Annotated in this window: 20 protein-coding genes and 2 pseudogenes; 5 read left to right on the top strand and 17 right to left on the bottom strand. The window is 70.6% G+C overall.

Annotated elements, in window-relative coordinates; translation table 11 throughout:
* The first annotated feature begins 58 nt into the window (after positions 1 to 58).
* Positions 59 to 853, top strand: a complete 795-nt coding sequence (locus AB0761_RS04770; RefSeq protein ID WP_377267692.1) for an alpha/beta fold hydrolase — start codon at positions 59 to 61, stop codon at positions 851 to 853.
* Positions 854 to 1,264: 411 nt separating this feature from the next.
* Here AB0761_RS04770 and AB0761_RS04765 read toward each other — a convergent pair whose 3' ends face one another.
* The 9 genes from AB0761_RS04765 to AB0761_RS04725 form a co-directional block, all read right to left on the bottom strand.
* Positions 1,265 to 2,458: an ROK family protein gene (locus AB0761_RS04765; RefSeq protein ID WP_377267691.1), complete on the bottom strand. Its 1,194-nt coding sequence runs from the start codon at positions 2,456 to 2,458 to the stop codon at positions 1,265 to 1,267.
* Positions 2,459 to 2,625: 167 nt separating this feature from the next.
* The gene (locus AB0761_RS04760; RefSeq protein WP_377267690.1) at positions 2,626 to 4,191 is read right to left on the bottom strand and encodes a beta-N-acetylhexosaminidase; all 1,566 of its coding nucleotides are present in this window, start codon (positions 4,189 to 4,191) and stop codon (positions 2,626 to 2,628) included.
* A gap of 7 nt (positions 4,192 to 4,198) precedes the next feature.
* Positions 4,199 to 7,051, bottom strand: a complete 2,853-nt coding sequence (locus AB0761_RS04755; protein WP_377267688.1) for a beta-mannosidase — start codon at positions 7,049 to 7,051, stop codon at positions 4,199 to 4,201.
* Positions 7,052 to 7,095: 44 nt separating this feature from the next.
* Positions 7,096 to 8,160 carry an ABC transporter ATP-binding protein gene (locus AB0761_RS04750; protein ID WP_377267687.1) on the bottom strand — a complete coding sequence of 355 codons (1,065 nt, stop codon included), beginning with the start codon at positions 8,158 to 8,160 and terminating at the stop codon, positions 7,096 to 7,098.
* Entirely contained in the window at positions 8,157 to 10,085 is a 1,929-nt protein-coding gene (locus AB0761_RS04745; RefSeq protein WP_377267686.1) for a dipeptide/oligopeptide/nickel ABC transporter permease/ATP-binding protein, read from the bottom strand. Before AB0761_RS04745 ends, AB0761_RS04750 begins: the two co-directional genes overlap by 4 nt.
* Positions 10,086 to 10,092: 7 nt before the next feature.
* A complete protein-coding gene (locus AB0761_RS04740) occupies positions 10,093 to 11,082 on the bottom strand; it encodes an ABC transporter permease (RefSeq protein ID WP_377267685.1) in 990 nt (329 codons plus the stop codon).
* 38 nt (positions 11,083 to 11,120) lie between these two features.
* Positions 11,121 to 12,839 carry an ABC transporter substrate-binding protein gene (locus tag AB0761_RS04735; protein ID WP_377267684.1) on the bottom strand — a complete coding sequence of 573 codons (1,719 nt, stop codon included), beginning with the start codon at positions 12,837 to 12,839 and terminating at the stop codon, positions 11,121 to 11,123.
* Positions 12,840 to 12,865: 26 nt separating this feature from the next.
* Positions 12,866 to 13,783, bottom strand: a complete 918-nt coding sequence (locus AB0761_RS04730; protein WP_377267683.1) for an ROK family protein — start codon at positions 13,781 to 13,783, stop codon at positions 12,866 to 12,868.
* 820 nt (positions 13,784 to 14,603) lie between these two features.
* Positions 14,604 to 15,767, bottom strand: a complete 1,164-nt coding sequence (locus AB0761_RS04725) for a metallophosphoesterase family protein (RefSeq protein WP_377267682.1) — start codon at positions 15,765 to 15,767, stop codon at positions 14,604 to 14,606.
* A 682-nt stretch (positions 15,768 to 16,449) separates the two neighbouring features.
* Between AB0761_RS04725 and AB0761_RS04720 the strand changes: the two genes are divergently transcribed.
* The gene (locus AB0761_RS04720) at positions 16,450 to 17,019 is read left to right on the top strand and encodes a Chromate resistance protein ChrB (RefSeq protein ID WP_377267680.1); all 570 of its coding nucleotides are present in this window, start codon (positions 16,450 to 16,452) and stop codon (positions 17,017 to 17,019) included.
* Positions 17,020 to 17,051: 32 nt separating this feature from the next.
* Here AB0761_RS04720 and AB0761_RS04715 read toward each other — a convergent pair whose 3' ends face one another.
* From AB0761_RS04715 to AB0761_RS04685, 7 genes and pseudogenes are all read right to left on the bottom strand, one after another.
* Positions 17,052 to 17,267 carry a hypothetical protein gene (locus AB0761_RS04715; protein ID WP_377267679.1) on the bottom strand — a complete coding sequence of 72 codons (216 nt, stop codon included), beginning with the start codon at positions 17,265 to 17,267 and terminating at the stop codon, positions 17,052 to 17,054.
* Positions 17,264 to 18,037, bottom strand: a complete 774-nt coding sequence (locus AB0761_RS04710; protein WP_377267678.1) for a COG4280 domain-containing protein — start codon at positions 18,035 to 18,037, stop codon at positions 17,264 to 17,266. The genes AB0761_RS04715 and AB0761_RS04710 overlap by 4 nt, the downstream gene beginning before the upstream one ends.
* 40 nt (positions 18,038 to 18,077) lie before the next feature.
* Entirely contained in the window at positions 18,078 to 18,359 is a 282-nt protein-coding gene (locus AB0761_RS04705) for a TOBE domain-containing protein (RefSeq protein WP_377273934.1), read from the bottom strand.
* 20 nt (positions 18,360 to 18,379) lie between these two features.
* Positions 18,380 to 19,231, bottom strand: a complete 852-nt coding sequence (locus tag AB0761_RS04700; protein ID WP_377267677.1) for an ABC transporter ATP-binding protein — start codon at positions 19,229 to 19,231, stop codon at positions 18,380 to 18,382.
* Entirely contained in the window at positions 19,228 to 21,009 is a 1,782-nt protein-coding gene (locus AB0761_RS04695; protein ID WP_377267676.1) for an ABC transporter permease, read from the bottom strand. Before AB0761_RS04695 ends, AB0761_RS04700 begins: the two co-directional genes overlap by 4 nt.
* 3 nt (positions 21,010 to 21,012) lie before the next feature.
* Positions 21,013 to 22,098: an ABC transporter substrate-binding protein gene (locus AB0761_RS04690; protein WP_377267675.1), complete on the bottom strand. Its 1,086-nt coding sequence runs from the start codon at positions 22,096 to 22,098 to the stop codon at positions 21,013 to 21,015.
* Positions 22,099 to 22,284: 186 nt separating this feature from the next.
* Positions 22,285 to 22,506, bottom strand: a pseudogene (locus tag AB0761_RS04685) (transposase); the annotation flags it as partial.
* Between AB0761_RS04685 and AB0761_RS04680 the strand changes: the two are divergent.
* Positions 22,493 to 22,765 (top strand): hypothetical protein, encoded by a 273-nt coding sequence (locus tag AB0761_RS04680; RefSeq protein WP_377274547.1) that lies wholly within the window; start codon positions 22,493 to 22,495, stop codon positions 22,763 to 22,765. The pseudogene AB0761_RS04685 and the gene AB0761_RS04680 sit on opposite strands and share 14 nt — an antisense overlap.
* Positions 22,766 to 23,055: 290 nt before the next feature.
* Here the strand turns inward: AB0761_RS04680 and AB0761_RS04675 are convergent, their stop codons facing one another.
* Complete coding sequence (locus AB0761_RS04675; RefSeq protein ID WP_377267674.1) at positions 23,056 to 23,352, bottom strand: winged helix-turn-helix transcriptional regulator; 297 nt, start codon at positions 23,350 to 23,352, stop codon at positions 23,056 to 23,058.
* A gap of 133 nt (positions 23,353 to 23,485) precedes the next feature.
* Between AB0761_RS04675 and AB0761_RS04670 the strand changes: the two are divergent.
* Positions 23,486 to 23,890: pseudogene (locus AB0761_RS04670) on the top strand (pantoate--beta-alanine ligase); the annotation flags it as partial.
* On the top strand, positions 23,887 to 25,608 hold the full coding sequence (locus AB0761_RS04665) for an L-aspartate oxidase (RefSeq protein WP_377267673.1): 1,722 nt from the start codon (positions 23,887 to 23,889) through the stop codon (positions 25,606 to 25,608). The pseudogene AB0761_RS04670 and the gene AB0761_RS04665, both read left to right, overlap by 4 nt.
* Positions 25,609 to 26,068 lie beyond the last annotated feature (460 nt).

Genomic DNA, 26,068 nt, shown 5'->3' with positions numbered 1-26,068 from the left:
CGAGTCTATGCCATAACCAAGCTAGCTTATATAAAGATATTTAGTTACCGTGGTGGGCATGCTCACAGACGCATCAGCTGTGTACGCCGACCTGTCCCTTACTCTGTCCGAGGCCGGATCCGGCAGGCCAGTTCTCATCCTGCATGGCGGCGGAGGCCCCGCCACAGTCGCCGGCCTCGCCCAGCACCTCTCCCGCATCGCCCACACCCTCACGCCCGTGCACCCCGGCTGGGACGGCACACACCGCCCCGCATGGCTCACCGGCATCGACGACCTCGCCCTCGCCTACCTGCACACCCTGCGCGAACGCCGACTGCGCGACGTTCTCGTCGTTGGCTCCTCGCTCGGGGGCTGGATAGCCGCCGAGATGGCCGTACGCGACAGCGCGGGAAGCATCACCGGCCTTGTCCTGATCGACGCTGTCGGCGTGGAGGTCGAGACGGAACCGATCACCGACTTCTTCGCCCTTGACGCCCGCGGCGTTGCGGAGCACTCCTGGCACGACTCAGACCGCTACTACCTCGACCCAGCCGACGTCCCATCCGAAGAACTCGCGCGCAGACAAACCAACATGGCCACCATGCGCATCCTCGCCGGCGACCCCTACATGCATGACCCCAAGCTGCTGCGCCAGCTTGGGCATATCCAGGCGCCTGCCCTCGTGGTCTGGGGTGAGAGCGACCGCATCGTCACCCCCGCCTACGGCGCGGCGTACGCCGACGCCTTTGGCAACGGCCGACTCGAGGTCATCCCCAAGGCGGGCCACCTTCCGCAGATCGAACAAACGGAACCCACCTTCGCTCTGATCGACGCCCACCTGCGCCAGACGAGCAACCCGTTCCATCAACAGTGAGTAACTGTTGGCGGCCAGTTACCTCCCCACCAGCTGGCCGCCGGCGGGGAGTCGCAACTGGCCGCTGTCACCTCACCTGGATGACTTCAGAGCATCCACCGTCAGGAACTCGTGTCGCACCGGCGGTAGAAGCTCACTCACCCCCTGTCGGTGGCCGGGTAGGCGTTGGGGTCTCCCGGGGATGGGATTCCTGCACCAAGCCCGGAGCTCATCTCCGGAAGACCTCGACTTTGCATCGCGCTGACTCCCATCCGCAGACCCGGTCCGCGGTGATGTTCTCCCAGCAGCCGGTCATCATGACTCCGCCGGGCTGAGGGGCCTGATGCGGACCGCCTCGAACCGGTCGGTCAGACGAGAGGAGGAGGGCCGGACCAGCCGGGCAGGCAGGGGCAACGGTTGTCGGATGCGGCACTACGGCCGGCCGGCGGTGCGTGTCGTACGGCGCTCGAAGACCAGCGGCCGGGCGGTCCGCAGCGCGGTGGCGATGGCGCCGAGCAGCACGGCGTCCTCGCCGAGGGCGCTGGGTGTTACGGCGGGACGCAGCGGGGTGAGCCGGTGCAGGGTGCTCCGGACGATGTCGAGCAGCAGGTCGGCGCTGTGGCCGACGCCGCCGCCGAGGACCACCAGGTCGGGGTCGAGGACGCCGGAGATCGAAGCCACCACGAGGGCGAGTCGCCGGCCCTCCTGCTGGACGGCGGCGATCGCGGGCTCGCTGCCCGTCCGGGCTGCGTCGAAGACCCGTTTGGCCGTCAGCGGCCCGGTCATGCCGCACTGACGCGCGGCGCGGACCACCGCGTCGGCGGAGACGGCATCCTCGAGCACTCCGCGGCGCGGGGCGCTGCCTCCCGCCAGCAGCCCCTCCATCAGCGGCAGGAATCCGATCTCGCCTGCGGCGCCGTGGGCGCCCTCGAACAGTTGGCCGTCGGCGACCACGCCCATGCCCAGACCGGTGCCGATCAGGAGGTAGACGAAGAGCGGGCTGCCCGCGCCGGCGCCGAAGGCGTACTCGCCGAGCGCGGCCAGGTTGGCGTCGTTGTGGACGGAGAGCGCGATGCCGAGCAGTTCCCGGATCCGCGCGAAGAGGCCGGGCCGCCCCCATCCCGGCAGGTTGACGGCGTACTGGACGCGGCCGGTACGCGGGTCGAAGACGCCGGGCGTGCCCACCGCGGCGTGCACGACTTGGGTGCTGGTGATCCCGGCCGCGGCGAGGGCCTGTGCGGCGGCGTCGATCACGGCGTCGGCGACCGAGCCGGCGCTGCGCCCCCGGTTGGGCAGGTCCACCCGGGCGATCAGGGCTCCGGAGAGGTCGGCAACGGCGGTACGGAGCCGGGCCCGGCCGATGTCGATGCCGAGCACATAGCCCGCTGTGGGGTCGGGCTCGTACAGGATGGCGACCCGGCCCCGTTCGGGGGCGAGCGTGCCGGCCGAGCGGACCAGCCCGGCCTGCTCGAGGGAGGCCAACGCGGAGGAGACCGTCGGCTTGGACAGTCCACTGTCCCGGGCCAGCTGGGCCCGCGAGGCGGCTCCGGCGGAGCGCAGACGCTCCAGCAGCAGCCATTCGTTGTTGCGGCGCAACCGCTGCCTGCTCCAGGGCAGTTCGTCCATGGATGGTGATCCCTCTTGTCGCCGGTGGACCGTGTAGGTGCGGGTGATCGGGGCCCCTGGGACGGCGGGGCTCCCGCGCCCGGGTCGGCAGCCCCGCCGCCGTCCCGCAACGGGACCGGGCCCCGCCACCGTCGGGGGCGGGGCCCGGTCCGGGGTTCAGCGCCCGGTCACGAACCGCTCGGCCAGCTGATCTGGGTCGAGTGGTAGTAGTTGACACCCATGGTCCTCCACCGCGGTCCCTGGGCTGCCAGCCGCTGGTCGAATGCGGTCACGTTGTGCGTGGACCACGGGGACCAGCCGAGTTCGGCGAGGGCCGGGAGGCGGGGGAAGGCCATGTAGTCGATGTCCGCCGAGGTGACGATGGTCTCGGTCCACAGCGGCCCTTCGACGCCCTGGACCGAGGACCCGGTCACTCCCGTGAGGTAGTTCCCGGGGTCCCACCCGTAGGCGGTGTTGACCTCGATCAGCCCGGCCCAGGTCTGGCCCAGCTTGGTCTTGTGCGTGTACTTCATGTCCAGGTACGCCTTGTTGGCCGGGGACATGATGACCTTGGTGCCGCCCGCCGCCGCGGCCGCCACGGCGGAGTCCGACGTGGTGGTGCCCCAGAACTGGGCGACGGCCGAGGGCTGCAGCGTGGTGTGGGTGATGTCGTGCCAGCCGACCACCGTCTTGCCGTGCGCGGCGACGATCTGCTGCACCTGGCCGAGGAACGAGGCGTAGTCGGAGGCGGTGGTCGAGGAGGCCTCGTCCCCGCCGATGTGCAGATAGGGGCCGGGGGTCAGGGCGGCCAGTTCGCCGATCACCTGGTCGATGAAGGTGTACGTGAGCGGCAGCGGCACGCACAGCGAGCTGAAGCCGACATTGGTACCCGTGTACAGCGCGGGCGCCACACCGTTGCAGTTGAGCTGGGCGTACGAGGCCAGCGCGGCGTTGGTGTGGCCGGGCATGTCGATCTCGGGGACCACGGTCATGTAGCGGGACGCCGCGTACGACACGATCGCCGCGTAGTCGGCCTGGGTGTAGTAGCCCCCGGGGCCGCCGCCGACCTGGGTGCTGCCGCCGTACGTGGCCAGGTTGGGCCAGCTGTTGACGGCGATCCGCCAGCCCTGGTCGTCGGAGAGGTGCAGATGCAGGACGTTGACCTTGTACAGGGCCAACTCGTCGATGTAGTGCTTGACCTGGGTCACCGTGAAGAAGTGCCGGGCGACGTCGAGCATCGCCCCGCGGTAGGCGAAGCGCGGGTAGTCCAGGACGGTGCCGCCGGGCACCGTCCACGGCCCGGGCTGCACGGTGCTGCCCATCACCGCCGGCGGCAGCAACTGAAGCAGGGTCTGCACACCGTGGAAGAGCCCGGCGGGCTGCTGGGCCTGGACGACCACGCCGGTCGCGGTGGTGGTGAGCTGGTAGCCCTCTGCGCCGACGCTGCCGGGGGCCCCGGAGAGCTGCAGCGCGATGCTGCCCGGGCCGGGCGCGTTGACGGTCAGCGGCAGGGCGTACCCCGTCGAGGCGCGCAGGATGCCCGCCAGGTAGCCGCCGACACCGGCGTCGTCGGAGGTGAGGGTGGCGGTCGAGGTCAGCGTGAAGGTGCTGCCGTCGGAGACCACGCTGACCGGGACCGGCACCACGGTGTTGGGGACGCCGGCCGCCGCGGCCGGGCCGGAGCCGGCCAGCAGGCCGGCTCCCACCAGTCCCAGTGCGGCCAGCAGGGTCGTCAGGGTCTGTCGCAGTCGCATGGTCACCTCACCCCGCCAGCACGTCGAACTTGGGCACGTTCCAACCGGAGATACTGACCACCGGGGTGGCGCCCTGGAGGTCGGCCGAGCTGTAGCTCGCGGTGAGTGTCTCGGACTCGCCGGGCCACAGCGTCACGTCGTTGTCGCCCCAGATCGAGCTCTGGAGCTCGTTGTCGCCGGCCAGCTCGCTCCCGGCGGCGGTGCCCCGCCGGATGTCGGCCCGCAGGAAGAAGCCCACGGTCGGCTGGCCGGAGGTGTTGGTGACGGTGACCGTGACCAGCTTGTCCGCCCCGTTGGGTCCGGCCTGGTTGCTGGTGGTGGCGGTCGCCGAGACCGAGGCCTGGGGCAGGCTCTGCAGTGCCTTGAGGTTGGCGTACTGCGACATCGCGGCCTGCGGCTGGCCGATGGTCTTGTTCCAGTTGGGGACGTCCGGCGTGGTCGGCTGCCAGTAGACGTTGCGGTCGACCAGGGTGCCGTTCTGCCGCAGCAGCAGCTCGACGAAGTAGACGGTGCCGGGGGTGGTGGGGGTGCTCGGGGTCAGCACCGAGGTGAGCACCTGCTGCGAGGCCAGCGTCAGGCTGCCCGAGGTCCGGTCGTCGAGCAGGGTGCCGGCGGTGTTGTACACCTTGGCCTCGACGGTCACCCCGGACCGGGTGCCGCCGCCGAGGTTGTCGACCGCCACGGTTCCGTTGTCCAGGGTGTAGAGGGCATGCAGCGGGCGGTTGGCCTTCTGCGCGCCGAAGTAGGCGCCGGCCTGGTCGCCGTCGTTGTTCCACAGCGCCCAGAGCAGGGTCGGCCAGCCCTTGTTCAGCTGCCAGTAGATGGTGCCGGTGGAGGGCGCCGCGGTGTTGGTCGAGTGCGCGAGGAATGCCTCGAACTGGGCCCGGGTGTTCTCGTAGTTCTGGACCTGCGCCTCCTGGACGTACTGGTTCAGGCTCGACCAGGCGCCGTAGCGGTTGGTGATCGCGGTGTCGAGGTTGTAGAGGGTGCCGAAGTGGTAGCCGGTGTGCTTGGTGCCCTCGTAGTTGTTGTGGAACTGGTTGGCGCCCGGCGTCTGCCACAGGTCCGACTGCTCGGAGGCGGACAGGAAGCGGTTGAGCGAGTCCAGCGTGGGGACGGTGTTGCCCGCGCTCTGCTCGCTGTCGAAGCCCCAGGCCCCGCCGGCGTTGGTCAGGTCGCCGCCGCTGCTGTGGGTGGTGTCGTACCAGTAGTTCGGCGGCACCCAGTCGTACGGGCCCTCCTTCTCACCGGCCGCGCCCAGCTGCGGGCTGCTCTTGTACTCCGCGGAGGCGATGAACGGCCCCGCGTAGTCCGCCGCGGCGAAGCCCGCCAGCGCCAGCGACTCCTGGGTCGCGGTCGGGGCGTTGTCGCTCCACTGGAAGCTGAAGACCGACGGGTGGTTGCGCAGGGTTTCGCCGACGGTCTTCGCGGTCAGCTGGTAGACGGCCTGCTGGGCGGCGGTGTAGCTGGTGCTTTCCCAGAAGTCGCAGCACTGGTAGCCGGCGTTGACCAGGATGCCCGCGGCGTCCATCTGCTGGTACCAGTCGGCCGGCATCAGATGCCCCTCAAGGCGCACGGTGTTGATGCCCATCGCCTTCATCAGCCCGATCTGCTTGGCGGTGTCCGCCGGGTCGTAGCGCAGAAACAGGTCCGGGGACCAGCCGCCGCCGCGGACCACCAGCGGCACATTGTTGATCTTGAAGGCTCGTACTCCGCTGGGCGCCGCCGACGAGGCGCCGGTCAGGTACGAGGTGACGGTGCGGATCCCGAAGGTGCCGGTGGTCGAGTTGAGCACGGTGCCGCCCTGCGCCACCGACGTGCCGAGCGTGTACAGCGGCTGCCCGCCGAGCTGGTAGGGCCACCAGATCTGCGGGCTCGCGAGGGTCAACCCCGGGTACGAGGCGGGCGCGAAGGAGACCGTCTGGGTGCTGCCGGCCGGGACGGTCACGCTCTGGCTGACCGTGACCGGCGTACCGGTGCCCGGCGGGGTGACGGTGGCGGAGACCGTGCCGGTCTGCGCGCTCGCCGAGGTGTTGGTGACGTCCGTCTTGACGGTCAGTGCCGAACTGCTCAGGTCGGCGGCGGTGTTCGGCACGGCATGGGCGTTGCCGACCACGAGTGGGCCGCCGGTCTGCAGCTGGACCGGGAACTGGATGCCGGTGTTGTTGTCCGGCGGTATCTGGCTCCAGTCCACGTCGTCGAGGGTGAGCATGCTGGTCGGATCGTTCGGGTGCATCTCGATCGCCACCGAGTTGGTCCCGGGGAGCAGCAGCCCGGTGACGTCGAAGACGTTGCGTGCGTAGGCGCCGGTGACCGTCGCAGAGGTGGCGACCTGGCTGCCGTTGACCCAGACGTCCGCCGAGCCGACCACGCCGTTCAGCACCAGTTTGGCGTTCTGGCCGGCGGGCGGTGCGGTGAAGTCGGTCCGGTACCACCAGGGCACCGAGAACTGGGCGATGGTCTCGGGGCCGACTCTGGTCATCTGACCGAAGCAGGTCTTCATGGTGGTGGAGGTGAAGACGTTCGGGCAGCTGCCGTTCTTCAGCAGGGCGTTGATCTCTGTCCCCGGTGCGCCGCCGCCGTCGTTGGCGACGGTCAGCCAGCTGGAGGTGCCGAAGCCGGGGGCGGAGATCTGGGCGCCGGACTGGGTGGCCGTCGCACTGCTCACCACCTTCCAGCCGGTGGCGGAGCCCAGGTCGGCCACCGCGGTGCTGCCGGTCGCCGGGGCGGACAACAACGCGGCCGGTTCGGATAACGCGAGCGCGGTGGCCCGGGTGGTGGCGCCGCCCTGCAGGGCGGCCGCGGCGGCGACCGCCAGGGCCACCGCCGCGACAATCGGATGCCTTCCGTGACGTGCCATGAGTGCTCCCTTGTTCGTGGGGGAGGAGCGTGGCGTGGAAAGGTTCAGGCCGGTGTGGCGGCCGCCCGGGGGGTCGGGTCGTCCGCCTCGGCGACATGGCAGGCGGCGTCGTGTGCCGGGCCCAGCTCCCGCAGCCGCGGGGTGAGCGCATGGCACGCGTCGACCGCCAGTGGGCACCGGGCACGGAAGCGGCAGCCCGGTGCCGGATCGATCACCGCGGGCGGATCGGACCGCGCCGCCGCGGCGTCCACCTCCAGCGGCGCCCGTGGGTCCGGCACCGCCGAGAGGAGCAACTGGGTGTAGGGGTGCCTGGGCCCGGCCAACACGGCCTCGGTCGGCCCCGACTCCACGACGTGTCCGCCGTACATGACCAGCAGCCGGTCCGCGACATAGCGGGCACTGGCGATGTCGTGGGTGATGTAGAGGATCGAGACGCCCTCGCGCTCGCGCAACTGCGTCATCACATTGAGCAGGCCGATCCGGATCGACACATCCAGCATCGACACCGGCTCGTCAGCCAGAATCAGCCGGGGCCGGTATGCCAGGGCCTGTGCGAAGCCGATCCGCTGCCGCTGCCCGCCGGACAGCTCGTGCGGGTACCGGTCCAGGATCTCCGCGGCGGGGGCGAGCCCCACGGCCTCGGCCACCCGTTCGGCCTCCGCGCGCCGCTCGGCCCTGCCGAGTTCGGGGCGGTGCAGCGCCAGCCCCCGCAGGATGCCGTGCGACACCCGGTACGCCGGGTTGAGCGAGCTGAACGGGTCCTGGAAGACCATCGGCACGTCACTGCGGTACGCCAGCTTCGCCCGGCGTCCGCGCAGCGTCGCGAGCGACCGTCCCCGGTAGCGAATCTCCCCGCTGGTCGGCGGGTACACCTGCGCCAGCAGCCGGGCGAGCGTCGACTTGCCGCTGCCGCTCTCGCCGACCAGAGCGACGATCTCCCGGTCGCGGATCACCAGGCTGACGTCGTCGACGGCGTGCAGGGTACGGCGGGACAGGCCGCCGCCGACCCGGAAGTGCCGGGTCAGGCCGACCGTCTCCATCAGCGCCGGCCGGGCTGCGACCTCCGGCGGCTCGGTGGTCTCGGCGGCTCCGGTGGTCTCGGCGGTCATGAGGTCGCCTCCACGGGCGGCAGGGGCCGGGTCCGGCGGCCGGGGGCCTGCAGCAGGCAGCGCGCCCGTACCTCGCCGACCGGGTAGAGCTCGGGTTCGTGCTCGCGGCACTGCTCCTCCACCACCGGGCAGCGCGGTGCGAACCGGCAGCCGTGCGGCGGGCGGGCCAGATCGGGCGGGCTGCCGGGGATGCCCCGCAGCTCGATCCGCGGTCCGCGGGCCGACGGGAAGGCCTCCAGCAGTCCCCGGCTGTAGGGGTGTGCCGGGGTGTCGAAGACGGTCCGGGTGGGTCCGGCCTCGGCGACCTGCCCGGCGTACATCACCAGCAGCTGGTCGGAGAAGTGGCGGACCAGCGACATGTCGTGGGTGACGAAGAGCACCGCGAAGCCCAGCAGCTGCTGCAGTTCCTTGATCTGCACCATCAGCGAGCGCTGCGCCACCACGTCCAGCGCCGAGGTCGGCTCGTCCATGATGACCAGATCCGGGGTGAAGAGCAGCGCCATCGCGATCATCGCGCGCTGCCGCATCCCGCCCGACAGTTGGTGCGGGTAGCTGCGCAGATGGGTCGGGTCGATGCCCACCAGTTCCAGCACCTCCACCGACCGGGCCCGGACCTGTTCGGTGGTGAACTCGCCGTGCGCGCGCATCGCGTCCCGGAACTGGGCGCCGATCGTGCGCACCGGGTTGAGCGCGTTCATCGCGCTCTGCATGACCACCGAGTAGTCGCGCCAGCGCAGCGCATTGAGCTGTTTCTCGGTCATGGTGACCAGGTTGCTGCCTTGGAACAGCACGCTCCCCGCGGTGACCGCCGCGGGCGCGCTGAGCAGCCCGGCGATTGCGAAGAGCAGGGTCGACTTGCCGCAGCCCGACTCGCCCACCACGGCGGTGAACTGGCCCCGCCGCACGGTCAGGTCGACGCCCGCGACAGCCTCCACCGGGCCGCGTGCACCCTGGTACGCCACGCGCAGCCCGCTCACCTGCAGCAGCGGCGAGTCCTCGGTCGGCGCCGCGGACGCCACGGACAGGGCTGCCGCGGCCGGTGCCGGACGACGGCCTCGCACCGGGCGCAGCGCCGGGTTGCCGATCTCGTCGAAGGCGTGGTTGATCAGCGCGAAGGAGGCGCCGAGCAGTGCCACGCACAGCCCTGGGGCCACCGACCACAGCGGCGAACCGGTCTGCAGCGCCTGCTGGTTCTGCGCCCAGTAGAGCATCGTGCCCCAGCTGGCCGAGTTGGGGTCGCCGAGACCGAGGAACTGCAGACCGGCCGCGCTGAGCACCGAGTAGAGCGCGGCGCCCATGAAGTTGGCGACGATCAGCGAGGTCATGGTCGGCAGCACTTCGGCCACGATGATGTACGAGCGCCGCTCGCCGCGGACCCGTGCCGCCTCCAGGAAGTCGCGGTTGCGCAGCGACAGCGCCTGGGCCCGCATCTGGTTGGCGCCGTAGGACCAGCCGGTGACGACCAGGACGGTCAGCATCACGGTGAGCGAGCCCCGGCCCGCGTACTTGGCCAGAATGATGATCAGTGGGAAGGCCGGGATCACCAGTACCACGTTGATCAGCACGGACAGCAGATCGTCGAGTAGCCCGCCGAGATAGGCCGCGGAGACACCGACCAGCACCGACAGCACGGTGGCCAGGAAGCCGGCGACCAGCGCGATGACCAGCGACTGGCGGGTGCCGTAGATGAGTTGGGACCAGATGTCCTGGCCCAGTGCGGTGGTGCCCAGCAGATGCCCGGTGGACGGGCCCAGGCGGGGTGCGTCCAGCGCGTTGGCGTCCCGGACCGAGGTGAACAGTCCGGGGAAGGCGGCCATCACGGCGAAGAGCAGCAGGATGACGGCCCCGGCCGTCGCCTTGCGGCTGCCGCGCAGTGCGCGCCAGAGCCCGCTGCCGGGCCTGCGTACGGGGGTGTTCATCGCCATGGCGCGTTCACCCCTTCGCCCGGGCACGCGGGTCGAGCCAGAGCGTCGCGATGTCGCAGACCAGCACGGCGGCCAGCACGGCCACGGTGAACAGCATGAACAGCGCCTGCATCAGGGGGTAGTCGACGTTCTGCACCGCGTTGTAGAGCAGATAGCCGAGCCCCGGGTAGTTGAAGACGTACTCGACGAGGATGGCCCCGGAGATGACGAACCCCAGCGACATCGCGAAGCCCGAGAGGTTGGGCAGGATCGCGTTGCGGGCCGCGTAGTCGTACATGATGCGGCGGTTGCTCAGCCCTTTGGCCCGGCCCATCCGGACGTAGTCCTCGGCCAGGACGGTGATCATGTTGTTGCGCATGGTCAGGATCCATCCCCCGATCGAGGTGACGAGCAGGGTCGCGCCGGGCAGCACCGCATGCTGCAGCACGCTGCTGACGAAACCGGGGGAGAACCCGGGCACGATCGTGTTGTCGTAGTTGAAGTCGCTGGGCAGCAGGCCGCCGGTCCACACCGAGAAAACCAGGATCAGCAGCAGCGCGACCCAGAAGTAGGGCAGCGCCGAGGTGACCACGAAGACCGGCGGCAGCACCGTGTCCAGCCGCCCGCCGCGCCGCCAGCCCGCCAGCACACCGATCAGGGTGCCCAGCACGAAGGCCAGCACGGTGGCGATGCCGACCAGGCCCAGCGTCCACGGCAGGGCCTGGCCGATGAGAGTGGTGACAGGCTCACCGAGCGTCTGGCCGATGGACAGGCCCCAGTGGCCGGTCACCATGTTGCCCAGGTAGTCGAGGTACTGGGATCCGATGTTCTGATGCGGCCTGAAGCCGAAGGACGTGAGCATCTGCTCCAGCGCCGCGGGCGAGACCTTGCCGCGGGTGCGGTCGTGCAGTGCGGTGACCGGACTGCCGGGCATGAACCTCGGGATGAAGAAGTTCAGGGTCAGCGCGGCCCAGAGGGTGAGCAGGAAGAAACCCAGTCGCCGGAGCAGGTGCCTCAACGCGGACACACCTCCTTTCGGTGGGGGGACGTCACGTGCTACTGGGCGGACTGGGAGTACAGGTGGAGCAGCACCTGGCCGGCGTCGGGGAAGTTGAAGGCGGCGGGCTGCGCGTACGGGTCGTCCGGAGTCGGCCAGCCGGCGATGTCGGCGGTGTTGTACTGGAACCAGTCGACCGACTCGGTCACCGGGATGACCGGGACGTCGTTGATCACCGCGGCTTCGATCTGCTTGATGATCGCGACCTGTCCGGCACCGTCGGCGGTCGCGTACTGCTGGAACAGCGCATCCACGGCCGCGTTGCGATAGCGCTCGTAGTTGCCGTTGGCCTGCTTGCCGAGCGGTGCGGTGTTGGCGGAGGCGAGGATCTCCCGCAGCTCGTAGTACGGGGTCGGACCGCCGGTCGGCTCACCGTAGTAGGCGAGGTCGAAGTCGCCGGTGTACAGCCGGGTGTCGAAGGTCTGCTGCGCCAGGTCCTGGACGGTCAGGTCGATCCCGATCGGCTTGAGCTGCTGCTTGATCACCGCGAGTGAGGCGTCCCAGTCGGTGTAGCCGGTGATGGTGATGACGCTGAGCTTGAGCGGGTGCGCGGGCGAGTACCCGGCACCGGACAGCAGCTGGGCGGCCTTCGCCGGATCGGGCTTGTCGTAGCCGGCCGCGCTCACCGCGCCCGCGTCGTAGTACTTCTGGAAGGTCGGCAGCACCACGCCGGACTGGTTGCCGGGCGGCTCCTCGCCGCCCTCGCCGATGGCCGCCACCCGGGCCCGGTCGATCGTGTGGGCGATGGCCTGACGCACCGCCGGATTGCTGGTCGCCTTGTGGGAGGGGTCGAGGTTCGGGAAGAGCGAGACGTTGAGCACCGGCGGCGACCAGGTGTGGTTCTCCGGCGACTTGTCGAGGTAGAAGCTCTTGATCCCGGGGATGAACTGGCTGCCCCACTGCGCCTTGCCGGCCGCCAGGTCCAGGTTGGCAGGGCCGTTGTCCAGGTACGCGGGGTACTCGACCTTCTGGATGTACGGCTTGCCCGCCTGCCAGTAGCCGGCGTTGGCGGTGTACTGGATGTTGTTGGGGCTGCACGGGTCGACCTTGAACGGACCGGTGCCCACCGGGTCCGGATCGGCCCAGGTGTCCGGGTGCGCGGCGGCCTCACCGCTGCCGAAGACGTGCTGCGGGACGATGGTCACCTGGTCGGCGAAGGCGTAGAAGTAGGTCTCCGCGGTCTGCTTGAAGGTGAGGGTGACCTGTTTGCCGGAGGCGGTCACGCTCTTCAGTCCGGCTGCGGTCCACAGCGCGTACAGGTCGGTGGCGGGGACCCGCTTCATCAGGTTGAACGTGAAGGCCACGTCGGCTGCGGTGAAGGGCTGGCCGTCGTTCCACTTCACACCGTCGCGGATGGTGAAGACGATCTGGGTCTTGTCGGCGTTCCACCGGTAGCCGGTCGCCAGCATCGGGGTCTCGGCCTGGTTGTTCAGCGAGTCCACGAAGATCAGCGGCTCGTAGACGAAACCGTTGGACTCCAGGTAGGCGGCGGGATTGAACGGGTTGAACTGGCAGGTCCAGGTCTGGCCCTGCTCATTGGCGATGGTGACGGTGCCGCCCTTCTTGTGGGCGCCGTTCGCCGGCGCGCCGGCGCCGGAGGGGGTGCTGGAGGGGGTGCTGGAGGAGGCATCGGAACCGGTCCGGTGCTGCGTTGCCGAGCAGGCTGCCGTGGCCATACCCAGCGCCAGCACGGCGGCAAGAAGTCTGGAGTGCCTCATTGCTGACTGTCCCTTCATGACCTGGATCAGTGGGGGGATCGGTGCTGCACGGCCGAGAGGCCGAGTCCGAGCGCGCCGCGCAGCGGCGCGTCGTACGGGTAGGCGGCGGGCACGAGCTGGGGCGGATACGGCACGGCGGCGTCCAGGGCCTGCCGCAGCCGGCCGTGCAGCGCGTCCCAGGAGCGGACCATTCCGCCGCCGACGGCGATCCGCTGCGGGTCGATCGCGTTGGCCAGGTTGACCAGGTGGAATGCGAGCTCGGTCAGGAAGCGGTCCAGCACCCGGGCGGCCCGCGGGTCGTGCGCGGCGCGGGCGAAGACCTGTTCGGCGCCGCGCTCCTCCGGCAGCAGGTCCGCGGCGGCGGAACCCAGCGCGCGCCCGCTGACCACGTCCTCGAGTGGCACCCGGTCGGCCGCCGGACGGCCCACGTCGGCCGCGCGCAGCAAGTTGTAGCCGATTTCTCCGGACGCTCCGCGGTGCCCGCCGACCACCCGGCCGCCGACCACCAGCGCCACCGCGAGGCCGGTGCCCAGATTGAGGTAGATACCCGGGTCGTAGCCGCGCAGGGCCCCCGACTCGGCCTCGACCTGCGCGGCCGCCTTCACATCGGTGGCCAGCCGGATCTCGGCCCCCGGAAAGGCCTGCTGCAGCTCGCGCCGGAGGGCCAGCCCGCTCCAGCCGGGGATGTTCGGCGCCAGTTCGACCCCGTCCTCCCTTGGGACACCGATCGTCGCCACCCCGACCGCGGCCGGCCGCTGTCCTGCCGCGACCTCGCCGAGCAGCTCTCGCGCCGCCCCGAGGGCGCGTTGCAGGCCGGCTTCAGCGCCCTGCTCGACCGGTGTCCTCACCGTCACCGACCCCAGCCGAGCCCCGTCCGCCCCGGCCGCTGCCAGCGCGGTCTTGGTACCTCCGAAGTCGATCCCCAGGACAACCGGTGACAGCACGGCGCCTCCTCAAGTCGGGGCAGTGCTGGTAAAGTTAAGAAATTAAACTAGGGCCGCGCCGCCGAACCGACAATGCCCACGCCGAAAAAATCACTACCGGGACGGCCAAGCGACCCCTTGGTGCAGCGCGGCCCGGGGTGCGCTGGACACCCCTGCCCGCACGCTGCGCCGCGGGGCGGTGATGAGCAGCATCGCCTCACCGCCGCCCAACCCGCCTCGTCCACGACCACTGGGCGGTCGGGGTCTCCACCAAGCACCTGCGCCGAGGACGCCCCACAGTTACGGACCGGCAGCGCCGCAGGTGCGGCCCGAGTGCACCACTTTCTCCTCGTCGGGCAGAGCTCCACCGGCATCCTTGGGCGCAGCATGCCGCGCCCAAGGGCCGGTACCTCCACCGGCAGCCTTGGCTGCATGTCCCGGGCCGCCGGACGGTCTTCCACCCGCGGGGTGGCCAGGGCCGATCCCGGCTCCGGGTGCCTGCGCTGAGTCAGAGTTGACCTGCGGATGCCGGCGCGTCATCTGCCGAGACTGGGCTGCGTGTTCGTGGTTGACGCCGTGCAGGGTGGTGGCCGCCGTGCCGAGTCTGACGACGTGACTGTTGCGAGGATCGCGGCCGCCCCATCGGGGCGGGACAGTCGTTCGGCGAGGCGCAGCGGGTCGGGCAGCTGTTCATGGGCGGCCTTGCGGCCGCCGAGCCCGACTCGACCCGGATCCGCATGCCCTACGCGGCCAGCCTTGGGTGGGCCGGCCACGTTCGGTCACAGTCAGCCTCGAACCACATGGGGAATCAGCAGCTCGTCCCCTCCGACCAGTTGGGCCCTCAGTTGCAGGTGCCGCTACCGGAGTCGCTGTACTGCAGCGCCGTGGAGTCGAAGCCGGGGCCGGGCAGGGCGGGCTTGTAGTCCCAGCTGTAGCTGTGGGGCTTGAGGGTGAGCTTCATGACGCCGAAGGCGCTGGCCTGGGCGGTGACCACGTTGGGGTTGTCGTAGTTGCCCGGTGTGCCGGCGAGGGTGTCGAGGGCCTCGCCACCGGAGCCGACGATGAACTCCGGGATACCGTTCTTGGCGTCGTACTGGCCGTCCGGGTTCATCGGGCGCAGTCGGGCGTAGGCGTGCTCGTGGCCGTTGAGGACGAGCGTGGCGTGGTTCTTGTAGAGGGCCTTCCACCATGCGTCGGTCGCTGCACCTTCGATGCCGCCGGCACCCGGCGCGGACGCGGGCACTGTGGCGGTCGATGCCGTCGTGGCGCTGAAGGTCGCCTGGTGCCAGTAGGCGATCGTGCAGTGATGCGTGTTGGCGGCCAGGTCCTGCGAGAGCCACCGGGTCTCCTGGGCGAGGAGGCCGTTGTCCGTCGTGGAGCAGTCGTGGTTGAACGCGTCGGAGTCGCACTCGGCGTTGAGCGAGATGATGTGCCAGTTGCCGAGGTCGTAGGAGTACCACCCCTGGTTGTCGGCGGTGTCGTCGCCGGCCTGGCCCTGGGTTTCCGGCGTGCCGGCCTGGTCGTGGCCGTTGAAGTAGCCGAAGTAGCCGGCGCCGTTCTGCCCGGCCTCGTTGTCGCCCTTCTTGGCGTACGGGTAGTACTCGTGGTTGCCCGGCGCCGGGCGCTCGAGCATCTTCAGGCCGCCCCATGCCTGCTCGAAGGACTTTTCGAAGTCGGTCAGCTTGCCGACCTGGTACTGCTCGTCGCCCAGCAGTGCCACAGCGTTGGGGTGCATGTCCCTGGCCTGCTTCGCGGTGGCGAATTCGGCGCTCATGCCGCCCAGAGTGGGGCTGCCGCACTTGAGCGATGCCGGGGTGGCGGCGTTCTCGTCGTCGTCGGGCTCGCAAGAGATGTCGCCGACAGCTGCCAGGGTGTACGACGCCGTGCTCTGGTGGGCATAGGGCCAGTCGTTGTCGCCCTGGTGGGCGGAGGCCACGGCTGTGCCGGTGGCCGTGAGGACGGCCAGGCCGGCAGCTGCGGCGGAGATCTTGGCGGCGCGCTTCATGTGCGATGTCCTTCCACGGGAAGAGTGGTCAACGCACGTTAAGCAGTTGAGCTAACAGTTGACACAAATACCATCTAACACTTCAGTGAACATCGTTTGCGGCTGGGCGACTTCGTCATCCCGGCTGCGGCTGAGGCAAGACTGGATGTGGTCCATGCCGAGGGTGTCCTACCAACAGCGGACTGACTGGTCGACGGCTTTGGGGGAGCAGCGCGGATCGGGTTCGGGTCTGCGGACGCGCTCGGGGCAGGCGTTACGTGGCCGCCCGCTCGACGATGGACAGGTGGCCGGAGCGTTCTGGCGTGGCCGACCCTCTGGACGGTGACCTCAACAGGGAGGCTGACCGCCTGGTCTGTCGAGCCGGGGACGGACGACGGCCTCGGGTCAGTTGAGTGCCGCCGAGGCGATGCCGGCCAGGCTGCGCTCAGCGTGGTCCGCAATCCTTCGACCGGGTTCGGCTCCGGTGTGTGGGCCGGCAGTCGGAACACCGTCAGGCGGTCCCGTTCGTTGCGCCGCTTGCGCATTGCGCCGGAGGCATGGGTGTTCAACCAGTCCCGTAACGTCGGATGAAATCCCAGCTCAGCATATGTGTGCAGCTTCTGACGCCGCACAGGTGCGGATAGGCTGCCTCGGATAGCGGTCACGTCCGGTGGCCGACTGGGAAGAGGGACCAGGGAGAGGAATGACGGTGGGACGTGGTGGCGCTGAGCCGCAGTCCGGGGGTGTGCGGTGGTTGGTGCTGGTCTACAAGATCCCGGCGGAGCCGACGCGGTTGCGTGCAGGTGTGTGGCGGAAGATCAAGGGGCTGGGAGCGATCTACCTGCAGAACTCCGTGGCCGCGCTGCCGGTGGGCCCGTCCGGGGAGCGCGCGTTGCGGCTGCTGCGGAACGAGATCGTGGAGATGGGCGGGAGCGCGTCGCTGCTGGAGTCGTCGGTGCTCGGCGGTGGGTCCGAGATCGAGGACGCGTTCAACGCGGCCCGCGACGACGAGTACGAGGAGATCGTGGATCGCTGCGAGGACTTCCTGCGGCAGATCGAAAAGGAGTACCGGGCGGAGCACTTCACCTACGCCGAGTTGGAGGAGAACGACGAGGACCTGGTGAAGCTGCGTAATTGGTTCGCGAAGGTGGAGGCGCGGGACGTGCTCGGCGCCTCGGGCAAGGCGTCCGCGGTGGCGGCGCTGGAGCGGTGCGCGCAGGTACTGGACGAGTACGCGGCCCGTGTCTACGCGGAGGAGGGGGACGGCCACTGACAGGGCCGACCCCCTCCGGCAGAGCCCGGCCGTTACCGGCGAGCCGCCTTGACGACGCGCGCCAGGGAGAGGCCCAGCAGGGCCACGACCGCGATCGCGGGCAGCCACCAGGCATTGACCCCGCCGCGGGTCAGGCCCCAGGTGGCGGCCAGGGCGAGGGCGACGCCGAGGGCGACGCGCCAGTCGTCGCCGACGATGAAGTCGTACCAGAAGCGGGCAAAGGACCGCAGGGCGGCGAGGACGTTCATGTGAGGCTCCCCTCGGTCGGCGCCGGTGCGCCGCCGCCCGTGGTGTTCCGGGTGCGGCGCAGGGCGGAGGTGCAGCCGAGCGCCAGCAACGCGACGGCAGGGACGATGGCGAGCAGTGCGGCGTCGGAGCCGGGCCAGTCAGCGCCGGCGCCTTCGGCCGCCCAGAACAGGCCGAACGACGTCAGCATGGCCCCGACGGCGAACTTCATGGTGTTCTCGGGGACCCGTGCCAGCGGCGCACGGACGGCAAGGCCGGCAATGACGACGACGGCCACGGCGACGAGGGCGCCGAGCACGGCGACCGGGACGTTGTGCTGGTTGTTGCCGAAGGTGACCACGATGAAGGCCACTTCGAGGCCCTCCAGGAACACGCCCTTGAAGGACAGCGTGAAGGCGTACCAGTCCCTGACGCGGCCGCGCCCGCCCACCTCGGCGGAGGATGCGGCGGCCACCTCTTCGGCGTAGGCCTGCGTCTCGTCGTGCAGGGCCTTGTAGCCGGACCCGCGCATGATCGCCTTGCGGAGCCACTGCAGGCCGAAGACCAGCAGCAGGGCGCCGACCACCAGGCGCAGCGCATCGAGCGGGATCCGGCCGACGGCCGGTCCCAGCACGGCGACGGTCGCCGCGAGCGCCAGCAGCGCGGCGACGGTGCCCTGCCATGCCGATCCCCAGTTCCGGCTGGTGCCGGCCGCCAGCACGATGGTCAGCGCCTCGACGGCTTCCACCGCACATGCGAGCAGGACGGTGATGAAGAGTACAAAGGTCGTCACCGGCCACCTCCGGATGTCGGGATCGGAAATTGACTGGTGCTCATGAGATCTCCACGAATGGGCGGTTGAGCGGGAAAGAGGCGGCGGCGTCGGCCTGTGGCGGTGCCGCGGGGTAGGCGAAACAGCCGTCCGGGTCCAGGGTGACTCGGACAGGGGTTCCGCGGGGGTGGGGCTGCTTGTCGAATACACCGGTCAGGGGTGTTCCGTCGGGCAGTTCGACCACGTGGTCGTACCCACGACCGCGGTAGGCGGTGTCGGTGACCGTGCCCGTCAGGCTCTGCCCCGGTTGGAGCTCCCCGGCGTCGTCGTCCGAGGTGCACAGGGCGACGGCGGCCGGACGGATCAGGACCTGGACCCTGCTCCCGTCGCCGATGGGAGCGGCCGCGTCGTGAGAAGGGCCCCGGCGTCCGTACGGACGAGGCCCCGGCCCGACTGTGCCTGGCCGTCCACGAGACCGCTCAGCTCACCGGCGAGGCCGGTGAAGCGCGCGACGAACGGGGTTGCGGGCCGGTGGTAGACGCTCTCCGGTGTGCCGAGCTGGACGAGGCGTCCGTTCTCCAGCACACCGACCTCGTCGGCCAGGGCGAAGGCCTCCGACTGGTCATGGGTGATGTAGACGGCCGTGGCGCCGCTGTCCCGGGTGAGCGTGGATATCTGCACCCGAAGGCGTTCACGCAGGTCGGCATCGAGGTTGGAGAGCGGCTCGTCGAAGAGCAGGAGGCCGGGTTCGGCGACCAGGGCGCGGGCGAGTGCGACCCGCTGCTGCTGTCCGCCGGAGAGCTGGTGGGGGTAGCGGTCTGCATGATCGGCCAGGCCGACCCGCGCGAGCACCTCCTGGACGCGGCGGTCCGACTCCGCACGGGACAGCCTGCGTCGCCGCAGCGCGTAGGAGGTGTTGCCCGCCGCGGTCATGTGCGGCCATAGGGCGTAGTCCTGGAAGACCATGGCCAGGTCGCGGCGGTCCGGGGCCAGGTGTGAGCGGCCGTCGGCGAGGACCCGGGTACCGAAGGAGACGGTGCCGCCGTCGGAGCGCTCGATCCCCGCCAGGCAGCGCAGGAGCGTGGTCTTGCCGGAGCCGGAGGGTCCGAGCAGCACCAGGAAGCGGCCGGGTGCCACGGAGAACGACACCTCGTCCAGAACCCGGGTGGGACCGAAGGACTTGCTCAGTCGCTCGACGGCTAGCTGGTCGGTCATGCCACGGCCTCCATGCGGCGGGCTGCAGGAAGCAGGAGCCGCAGGGCTCCCAGGGCGAGGGCGATCAGCACCACGGTCGCAACGACGACCAGGACGGTCATCGCCGCGCCTGCACCGAGGTCGTAGCCCTGGAGCTGGTGCGTGATGGCGACGGACAGGGGCTCCTGGCCCGGCGGGGCCAGCAGTTGTGAGATCGGGAGCTCCAGCAGGGTGCCGCAGAACGCGATCAGCCAGGTCCACACCAGGGAACCCGCGACGAGCGGCAGTACCGCGCCGGTCCAGGCCGAGGCGGCAGGCCGTCCATGGGTGCGGGCAGCCCACAGCAGCTGGTCGCTGACCTGCCCGAGGGAACCCGACAGCAGGCGCGCGGACGAGGGAAGGGCACCGGCCAGATATCCCAGCACCAGCAAGGTCGTGGTGCCGTACAGGTCGATGCCGAGGTCGGAGGAGATCGGCAGGTTGTAGGTGAAGATGTAGCCGCTGGCGAGGAGCACGCTGGGCAGTGCGATGGCGGCGAGCAGCAGCGCGTCCAGGACGCGGCCGGTGCGACCGCCGCCGCTGCGGGCCAGCGCCCGGCCCGCGACCGCGCCCAGCACGACGGCCGCGCATGCGGTGATCGTGGCGAGGCGGGCCGACAGGGCGAGGGCGGACAGCATCCCGGCGGAGTGCAGCACATGGCGGAAGTTGCCGAGCCCGAGCGCGGCCGAGGTGACCTTCCCGCCTGACGGCAGCAGGGACGCGGCGGCGGCGCCGAACGCCGGCACCCCCAGGGCGAGCAGGAAGAACCCGGCGACTCCGGTCAGCGTGGCAAGTTGGCCACCGGGGCTGAGCCGGGTACGCCGCGCGGGTCGGGTGCGCCCGGAAAGGATCTGGAAGCTCCGGCCGCGCATCGAGCGCCGCTGGGCGAGCAGGGCGAGCGCAACCAAGGTGAGCAGCAGCCAGCCCATCGCCGACGCGAGCGGGAAGTCGGCGGGGAATGTGCCGATCGCCTGCTCCATCGCACCGGTGAGCAGCGGGAAGCCTCCCTGGGAGGCGAGGGTCGCGGCCACTCCGAAGTCACTGACGGACTCGGCGAACACGATCGCCAGCGCGGCCCAAAGCCCCGGTGCCAGGATGGGGAGCAGCACCCGGAAGCTCGCCAGCCGCCCGGCCCCGTGGGTCCGCGCCGCGTCCTCGAACTCCCGGCCCATGCCCCGCAGCAGCGCGGACACGGCCAGGTAGGCAAAGGGCACGCCCCGGGAGGCCAGCACCCAGATCACTCCGGTCGGCCCGAAGACCACGGCACGCAGCGCAGCGGGGTCGTGGCCTGTCACCCGCGACAGCACGCCCTGTGGTTCGACGAGCCAGGTCCACCCGAGCGACTCCAGATAGGAGGGGGCCAGCAGCAGGGCCCACAGCAGCAGCCGCCACAGCCCCCTTCCCGCGAGTGTGGTGCGCTCGGTGAGCCAGGACAGCGCCAGCGCGACGACGGTGGCCAGCAGGGCTGCCCCCAGCCCGACCAGCAGGGTGTCGAGCAGCGCGTGGGCGGTCCACCCGCTGAGGACACGCTGGAACGGCGACCAGGTGAACCACGCGTCGCCCTGCCCGAGCAGCCGCGGGCTCACCGCGACCAGCAGGAAGCCGCCGACCGGAAGCAGCAGCACGGCGGCGAACCCGATCCAGGGCAGCGCGCGCAGCGCTCCGGCAGCGCGGCGGTGCAGTGCGCTGATCCGTCGGTGCGGGGTCCGGGCAGGTCGCGTGGTGGTGCGCGGCCCGGAGACGAGAGATGTGTCGATCACGGTTCAGTGGACGATCGTGTTGGTGAACCAGGTGTTGATGGTGCCCTCCTTCGGACCCCAGACGGCCGGGTCGATCGTCTGGGTCGGCACCGAGGCGAGAGCGGGAAGCTCCGGGTCCGGGTCGACGCCCTGGACGATCGGCCAGAACAGCGAGTCGCCGTTGCGGTCGCCGGTCAGCATCACCTGCTGGCCCTGCTTGCTGAGCACGTACTGGGCGAACTGCTTGGCCTCGGCCTGGACCTGCGCGGATGCCTTCGCGTCGATGCCGATCACGCTGGGCAGCGAGGTCACCTTCGACAGGTAGGCAGTCTTGATGTTCTTGTCCTTGATGCCGGCCGCGATGCCCGCCGAGCTCTGGATCAGTGCGACCTTGATCTGGCCGGTCTGCAGTGCGTGCAGGGTGTCACCGTTGGTCTGGAACACGTGCAGGCCGTTGTTCTTGAGGGAGCTGTAGAACGACTGGCCCTGGCTGTCGCCGCCGAGCTGGTTGAACATGCCGGCCACGAACGGGTACGTGGGGCCGGAGACGGCCGGGTCGTTCATGCCGACCGCGCCCTTCCACTCCGGCGAGAGCAGCTGCTGCCAGCTGGTCGGCGGATGCGGGGTCGTGCTTGCGTCGTACACCACGGCGGCGGTGACCGTGAGACCGGTCGGAATATAGCTCTTGTCCTGCGGAACGACCGCCTGTCCGGCGGTGGTCAGCTGTGCGTTGGGTTCGAATCCCTTGACCAGCATCCCGGCCTGGTCCATCGAGGCGAATGCCTCGTCGCCGTCCACCCACAGCACGCCCCACTGGGGGTTGGCCCGTTCGGCCTGGACCCGGGCCAGCAGCGGCCCGGTGCTGTCGTCGACGAGCTTGGTCGGAATACCGGTGGCCTTCTGGAAGGCGCTGACCATCGCCTTGTCGTATCCCTGGGCCGAGTACACCACCAGCGGAACCGGCGCACCGGCGGTGCCGGCGGTGCTGCCGGCCGACGATGCGGCCTGGCTCGACCCGCCGCATGCGGACAGCGTTGCCATCAGCAGCCCCGCAGCCACGGTACCGCCGACGAGGCCGCCACGAGCCCGGGCCATCGTTCGAAGAGACATGTTCGCTCCAGCACGCGTAGAATGTAACAACGGTTAGAACCGTCGAGCAACGGAGCAAACGAAGGGCGCGCCATCGGCCCCCGTGAGGTGAACAGCGGCGGAACATCGCGATCAACAGGGCGGACGCCCGCCGATGGGGCATGTGGCCGCACCACGAGCCCAGCCGGCTGCCCCTTTGCCGGGAGACTAGCCGAGGTCTCCTGATGCACCGCCGCCGCTGGAACGACGGTGTGCCCGGGAACAGGAAAGGCCCACGGCCACAGTCGGGGGCCCCGTGCAACGGCGCTGTTCCGCCCATTCGGCGCTCTGCTCGGCCAGCACCGGGCCGATCAGGCGGATGATGGCGTCGCGGTCGGGGAAGATGTCGACCACGTCGGTGCGGCGGCGGATCTCCTTGTTCAACCGTTCGGTCGCCAACACCGCGCTGCAGTTGGTGGCTGTGCCGTCCGTCAGTCGCCTGCGCCGCGCCGGTCGCACCGCCATTACCACCGGCGCGCTCACCGTGCCTGTGGCGCTCGGGCTGCGCGACGCCATCTGGTCGGCGTGGGTGCTCGGCGGCCATGTCACCACTCCCGGCCAGTTGGCCGCACTCATCCTCGTCAGCGGGCTGCTGATGGGGGGCGTCGCCTTCGGCATCGCACTCAACAACCGGGCGAGCCCGCGGTGACGGTCACCGGCCCGCATCGCGCGCTGGCCGGCCCACCAACTCGTGTGAACCGTGCGGAGGAGACCCTTCGTTGGGCGTCGCTGCCTGGTCGAGGCCAAGAGCGGGCGGAGCAAGGCCCGCCGCCGTCGCGCCCTGGTCGCGGCCTACCAGGTGCAGGCACAGGTCGACAGCGGCTGCGGCTCAGGTGAGGATGTCGCCGTCGTCGACGAAGAGGAACGTCGGGGTCGAGGTCGACCTGAGGGAACAGTCATGCCCTCCGCGTCCAGAAACGATCGAAGAGCCCGCGACCTTCATGCCTCCACAGGATCCTGATCGTTCTGCCCTTGCGCCTGCGCCCAGGTGATCGCCCATTCGTTGAGCGGTCCGAGGGCGTCACCGAGTGCTGTCCCCAGCGGAGTGAGCTCGTAGCCATCGGCTGAGGGGGCGATGATCCCGTTTGACGTGAGTTCGCGAAGCCGCTGGTAGAGGACGCTGGATGACAGACCCTCGCACCGTGCCAGCAGTGCACGCGCACCGAGCGGACCCGCACGCAGCTCCCAGAGAATCCGCAGCGCCCACCGACGGCCGAAGAGATCCATCGCGGCCATGATCGGACGGCCGGTAGTCGATCCACGAACCGGTGTTCCTGGGCGTGGTGTCGGCATGACCCTCCTTGTGTTTCGTTATTCGAAACACTAGCATCCATCCAGTGTTTCTCATTGAGAAACAACCTCAACGGGAGCGGCGATGTCGCGCACAGCCCTGCTGGAACCGCCGTACGCCGACCGGGCCCGGCGCGCTACGGGCGCGCATGATGCCCGGGGACGTGCTCAGGCGGAGGCGGTCCCGGCCACCCGTAAGAGAGCCGCCGCCCGCTCCGCGCTGGGCGGGGCCCGCGCCGCGGCCGCCACTCACACGCTCGCCTGCGCCGCGGAGATCCAGGCTCCCGCGGCCGTGCGCGCCGCCGCCCGCCAGGTCCTCGCCGAGGCCGGAGTCACCGCCGACCACCTGGCCCTGATCGATCCCTCCGACGTCACCGAGGCCCCCGACGACCACACCGGCGAGGCGATCCTCGCGATGGCCGCCAGGGTCGGCACCACCCGTCTCGTCGACAATATCCCGCTCACCTTCGGGGGCACCCCATGACCGCATCCGCATCCACAACAGGAACCGCGACCCGCATACGCCTGCACGCACCGGCCCCTGGCTGGTCGATCGACGCGGACGTCGTGGTCGTCGGCTCCGGCGTGGCAGGCCTCACCGCGGCCCTCCGCTGTACGGCAGCCGGCCTGCGCACCGTCGTCGTCACCAAGGCCCGCCTGGACGACGGCTCCACCCGCTGGGCCCAGGGCGGCATCGCGGCCGCGCTCGGCGAGGGCGACACCCCTCAGCAGCACCTGGACGACACGCTGGTCGCGGGGGCCGGACTCTGCGACGAGAGCGCGGTCCGTGCCCTGGTCACCGAGGGTCCCGACGCGGTACGCCGCCTCATCGCCACCGGCGCCCACTTCGACACCTCGCCCGAGGGCGACCTCCAGCTCACCCGTGAGGGCGGCCACCACCGCCGCCGCATCGTCCACGCGGGCGGCGACGCCTCGGGCGCGGAAGTCTCCCGGGCCCTGGTCGAAGCGGTCCGTGCCGCAGCGGTCCGTACGATCGAGAACGCCCTGGTCCTGGACCTGCTGACGGACGCCGAAGGCCGTACGGCCGGCGTCACGCTGCATGTCATGGGCGAGGGCCAGCACGACGGCGTCGGCGCGGTCCGCGCCCCGGCCGTCGTCCTCGCGACGGGCGGCATGGGCCAGGTCTTCTCCGCGACGACCAACCCCTCGGTCTCCACCGGAGACGGCGTGGCACTCGCCCTGCGCGCCGGAGCCGACATCTCCGACCTCGAATTCGTCCAGTTCCACCCCACGGTCCTCTTCCTGGGATCGGGCGCGGAGGGCCAGCAGCCCCTGGTCTCCGAGGCGGTACGGGGCGAGGGCGCCCACCTGGTCGACGCGACGGGCACCCGCTTCATGCTCGGGCAGCACGAACTGGCCGAACTGGCCCCCCGCGACATCGTCGCCAAGGCCATCACCCGCCAGATGCAGCTCCACGGCACCGAGCACGTATACCTGGACGCCCGCCACTTCGGCGCAGAGATGTGGGAGACCCGCTTCCCCACGATCCTCGCCGCCTGCCGCAGCCACGGCATCGACCCGGTCACGGAGCCGATCCCCATCTTCCCGGCCGCCCACCACGCATCGGGTGGCGTACGCACCGACCTGCGCGGCCGCACCACAGTCCCCGGCCTCTACGCCTGCGGCGAGGTCGCGTGCACCGGGGTCCACGGTGCCAACCGGCTCGCCTCCAACTCCCTCCTCGAGGGCCTGGTCTTCGCGGAACGCATCGCGGAGGACATCACGGCGACCGCCTACGAGCGCACCGACCCGGTGATCCCCGAGGGCACCACGCTCCCGCTCCTGGCCCCCGAGTCCCGCCTCGCGATCCAGCGGATCATGACGAGCGGCGCCGGAGTGATCCGCTCCGCCGCGAGCCTCGCCGAGGCGGCCGCGCACCTCGAAGCGATCAGGGCGGACGCCGACGCCGAGGCCCCCGACGACCGCAAGCCGGCCGTCCCCGGCGTCGAGGCCTGGGAGGCGACGAACCTCCTGTGCGTGGCCCGCGTCCTGGTCGCCGCCGCCCGACGCCGCGAGGAGACCCGCGGCTGCCACTGGCGCGAGGACCACCCGGACCGCGAAGACGCGGGCTGGCGCCGCCACTTGGTCGTGCGACTGCAGCCGGACCGCTCGCTCGCGGTCCACGCCACGGACACCGCGGAATTCCCCCCGACCCTCCCTCCCCTTCTCCAGGAGCAGTGACCGTGAGCACCCCCGGGCTCCCCCTCCTCCCGGCCGCCGGCTGCGACGACGACTGCGGCTGCGGCGGGGCGGGCGCGCCCAGGACTGCCGAGGTCCACTCGTGGGCCATTGTCGGTCGCGGGCGGCCGAGCTGCCAGGGACTGCCGGGGGCGGCCGTCCGGCGCCAACGGTCCCGGGGGAGTGCTGCGCCGCGGCAGCGGTAGGGGTCACTGCCACGGGGACGAGAAGCGGGGCGGCGGCAGCGGGCGGAGGATGGGAGGGGTGGGGCGCGGTCTGTTCAGCCGGTGGCGGCCGTGCCCGCCGGGCTCGGCGGACAGGCCGGAGCCCGGGCAGGGTGGAGGCGGCCGAACATGATGATGCTCCCGGGGGTTTCGTCGATCCTCCCCGCGCACCGCAGGCGGGGGACCGGCCCTGCACACATCGCCGGAGGAGCACCGGGTCCGCGTCGTGCGGCTCACCC

It is taken from the genome of Peterkaempfera podocarpi (assembly GCF_042466665.1).
In the GTDB taxonomy this organism is placed as follows: Bacteria; Actinomycetota; Actinomycetes; order Streptomycetales; family Streptomycetaceae; genus Peterkaempfera; species Peterkaempfera podocarpi.
The sequence above is the reverse complement of the archived record's forward strand: the minus strand, read 5'-3'. Positions and strand labels throughout refer to the sequence as shown.

Coding starts and splice junctions, on each gene's coding strand:
- AB0761_RS04770 (WP_377267692.1), top strand. CDS start 59: ATGCTCACAGACGCATCAGCTGTGTACGCCGACCTGTCCCTTACTCTG.
- AB0761_RS04765 (WP_377267691.1), bottom strand. CDS start 2,458: ATGGACGAACTGCCCTGGAGCAGGCAGCGGTTGCGCCGCAACAACGAA.
- AB0761_RS04760 (WP_377267690.1), bottom strand. CDS start 4,191: ATGCGACTGCGACAGACCCTGACGACCCTGCTGGCCGCACTGGGACTG.
- AB0761_RS04755 (WP_377267688.1), bottom strand. CDS start 7,051: ATGGCACGTCACGGAAGGCATCCGATTGTCGCGGCGGTGGCCCTGGCG.
- AB0761_RS04750 (WP_377267687.1), bottom strand. CDS start 8,160: ATGACCGCCGAGACCACCGGAGCCGCCGAGACCACCGAGCCGCCGGAG.
- AB0761_RS04745 (WP_377267686.1), bottom strand. CDS start 10,085: ATGGCGATGAACACCCCCGTACGCAGGCCCGGCAGCGGGCTCTGGCGC.
- AB0761_RS04735 (WP_377267684.1), bottom strand. CDS start 12,839: ATGAGGCACTCCAGACTTCTTGCCGCCGTGCTGGCGCTGGGTATGGCC.
- AB0761_RS04725 (WP_377267682.1), bottom strand. CDS start 15,767: ATGAAGCGCGCCGCCAAGATCTCCGCCGCAGCTGCCGGCCTGGCCGTC.
- AB0761_RS04720 (WP_377267680.1), top strand. CDS start 16,450: ATGACGGTGGGACGTGGTGGCGCTGAGCCGCAGTCCGGGGGTGTGCGG.
- AB0761_RS04715 (WP_377267679.1), bottom strand. CDS start 17,267: ATGAACGTCCTCGCCGCCCTGCGGTCCTTTGCCCGCTTCTGGTACGAC.
- AB0761_RS04700 (WP_377267677.1), bottom strand. CDS start 19,231: ATGACCGACCAGCTAGCCGTCGAGCGACTGAGCAAGTCCTTCGGTCCC.
- AB0761_RS04690 (WP_377267675.1), bottom strand. CDS start 22,098: ATGTCTCTTCGAACGATGGCCCGGGCTCGTGGCGGCCTCGTCGGCGGT.
- AB0761_RS04675 (WP_377267674.1), bottom strand. CDS start 23,352: ATGGCCGCGATGGATCTCTTCGGCCGTCGGTGGGCGCTGCGGATTCTC.
- AB0761_RS04665 (WP_377267673.1), top strand. CDS start 23,887: ATGACCGCATCCGCATCCACAACAGGAACCGCGACCCGCATACGCCTG.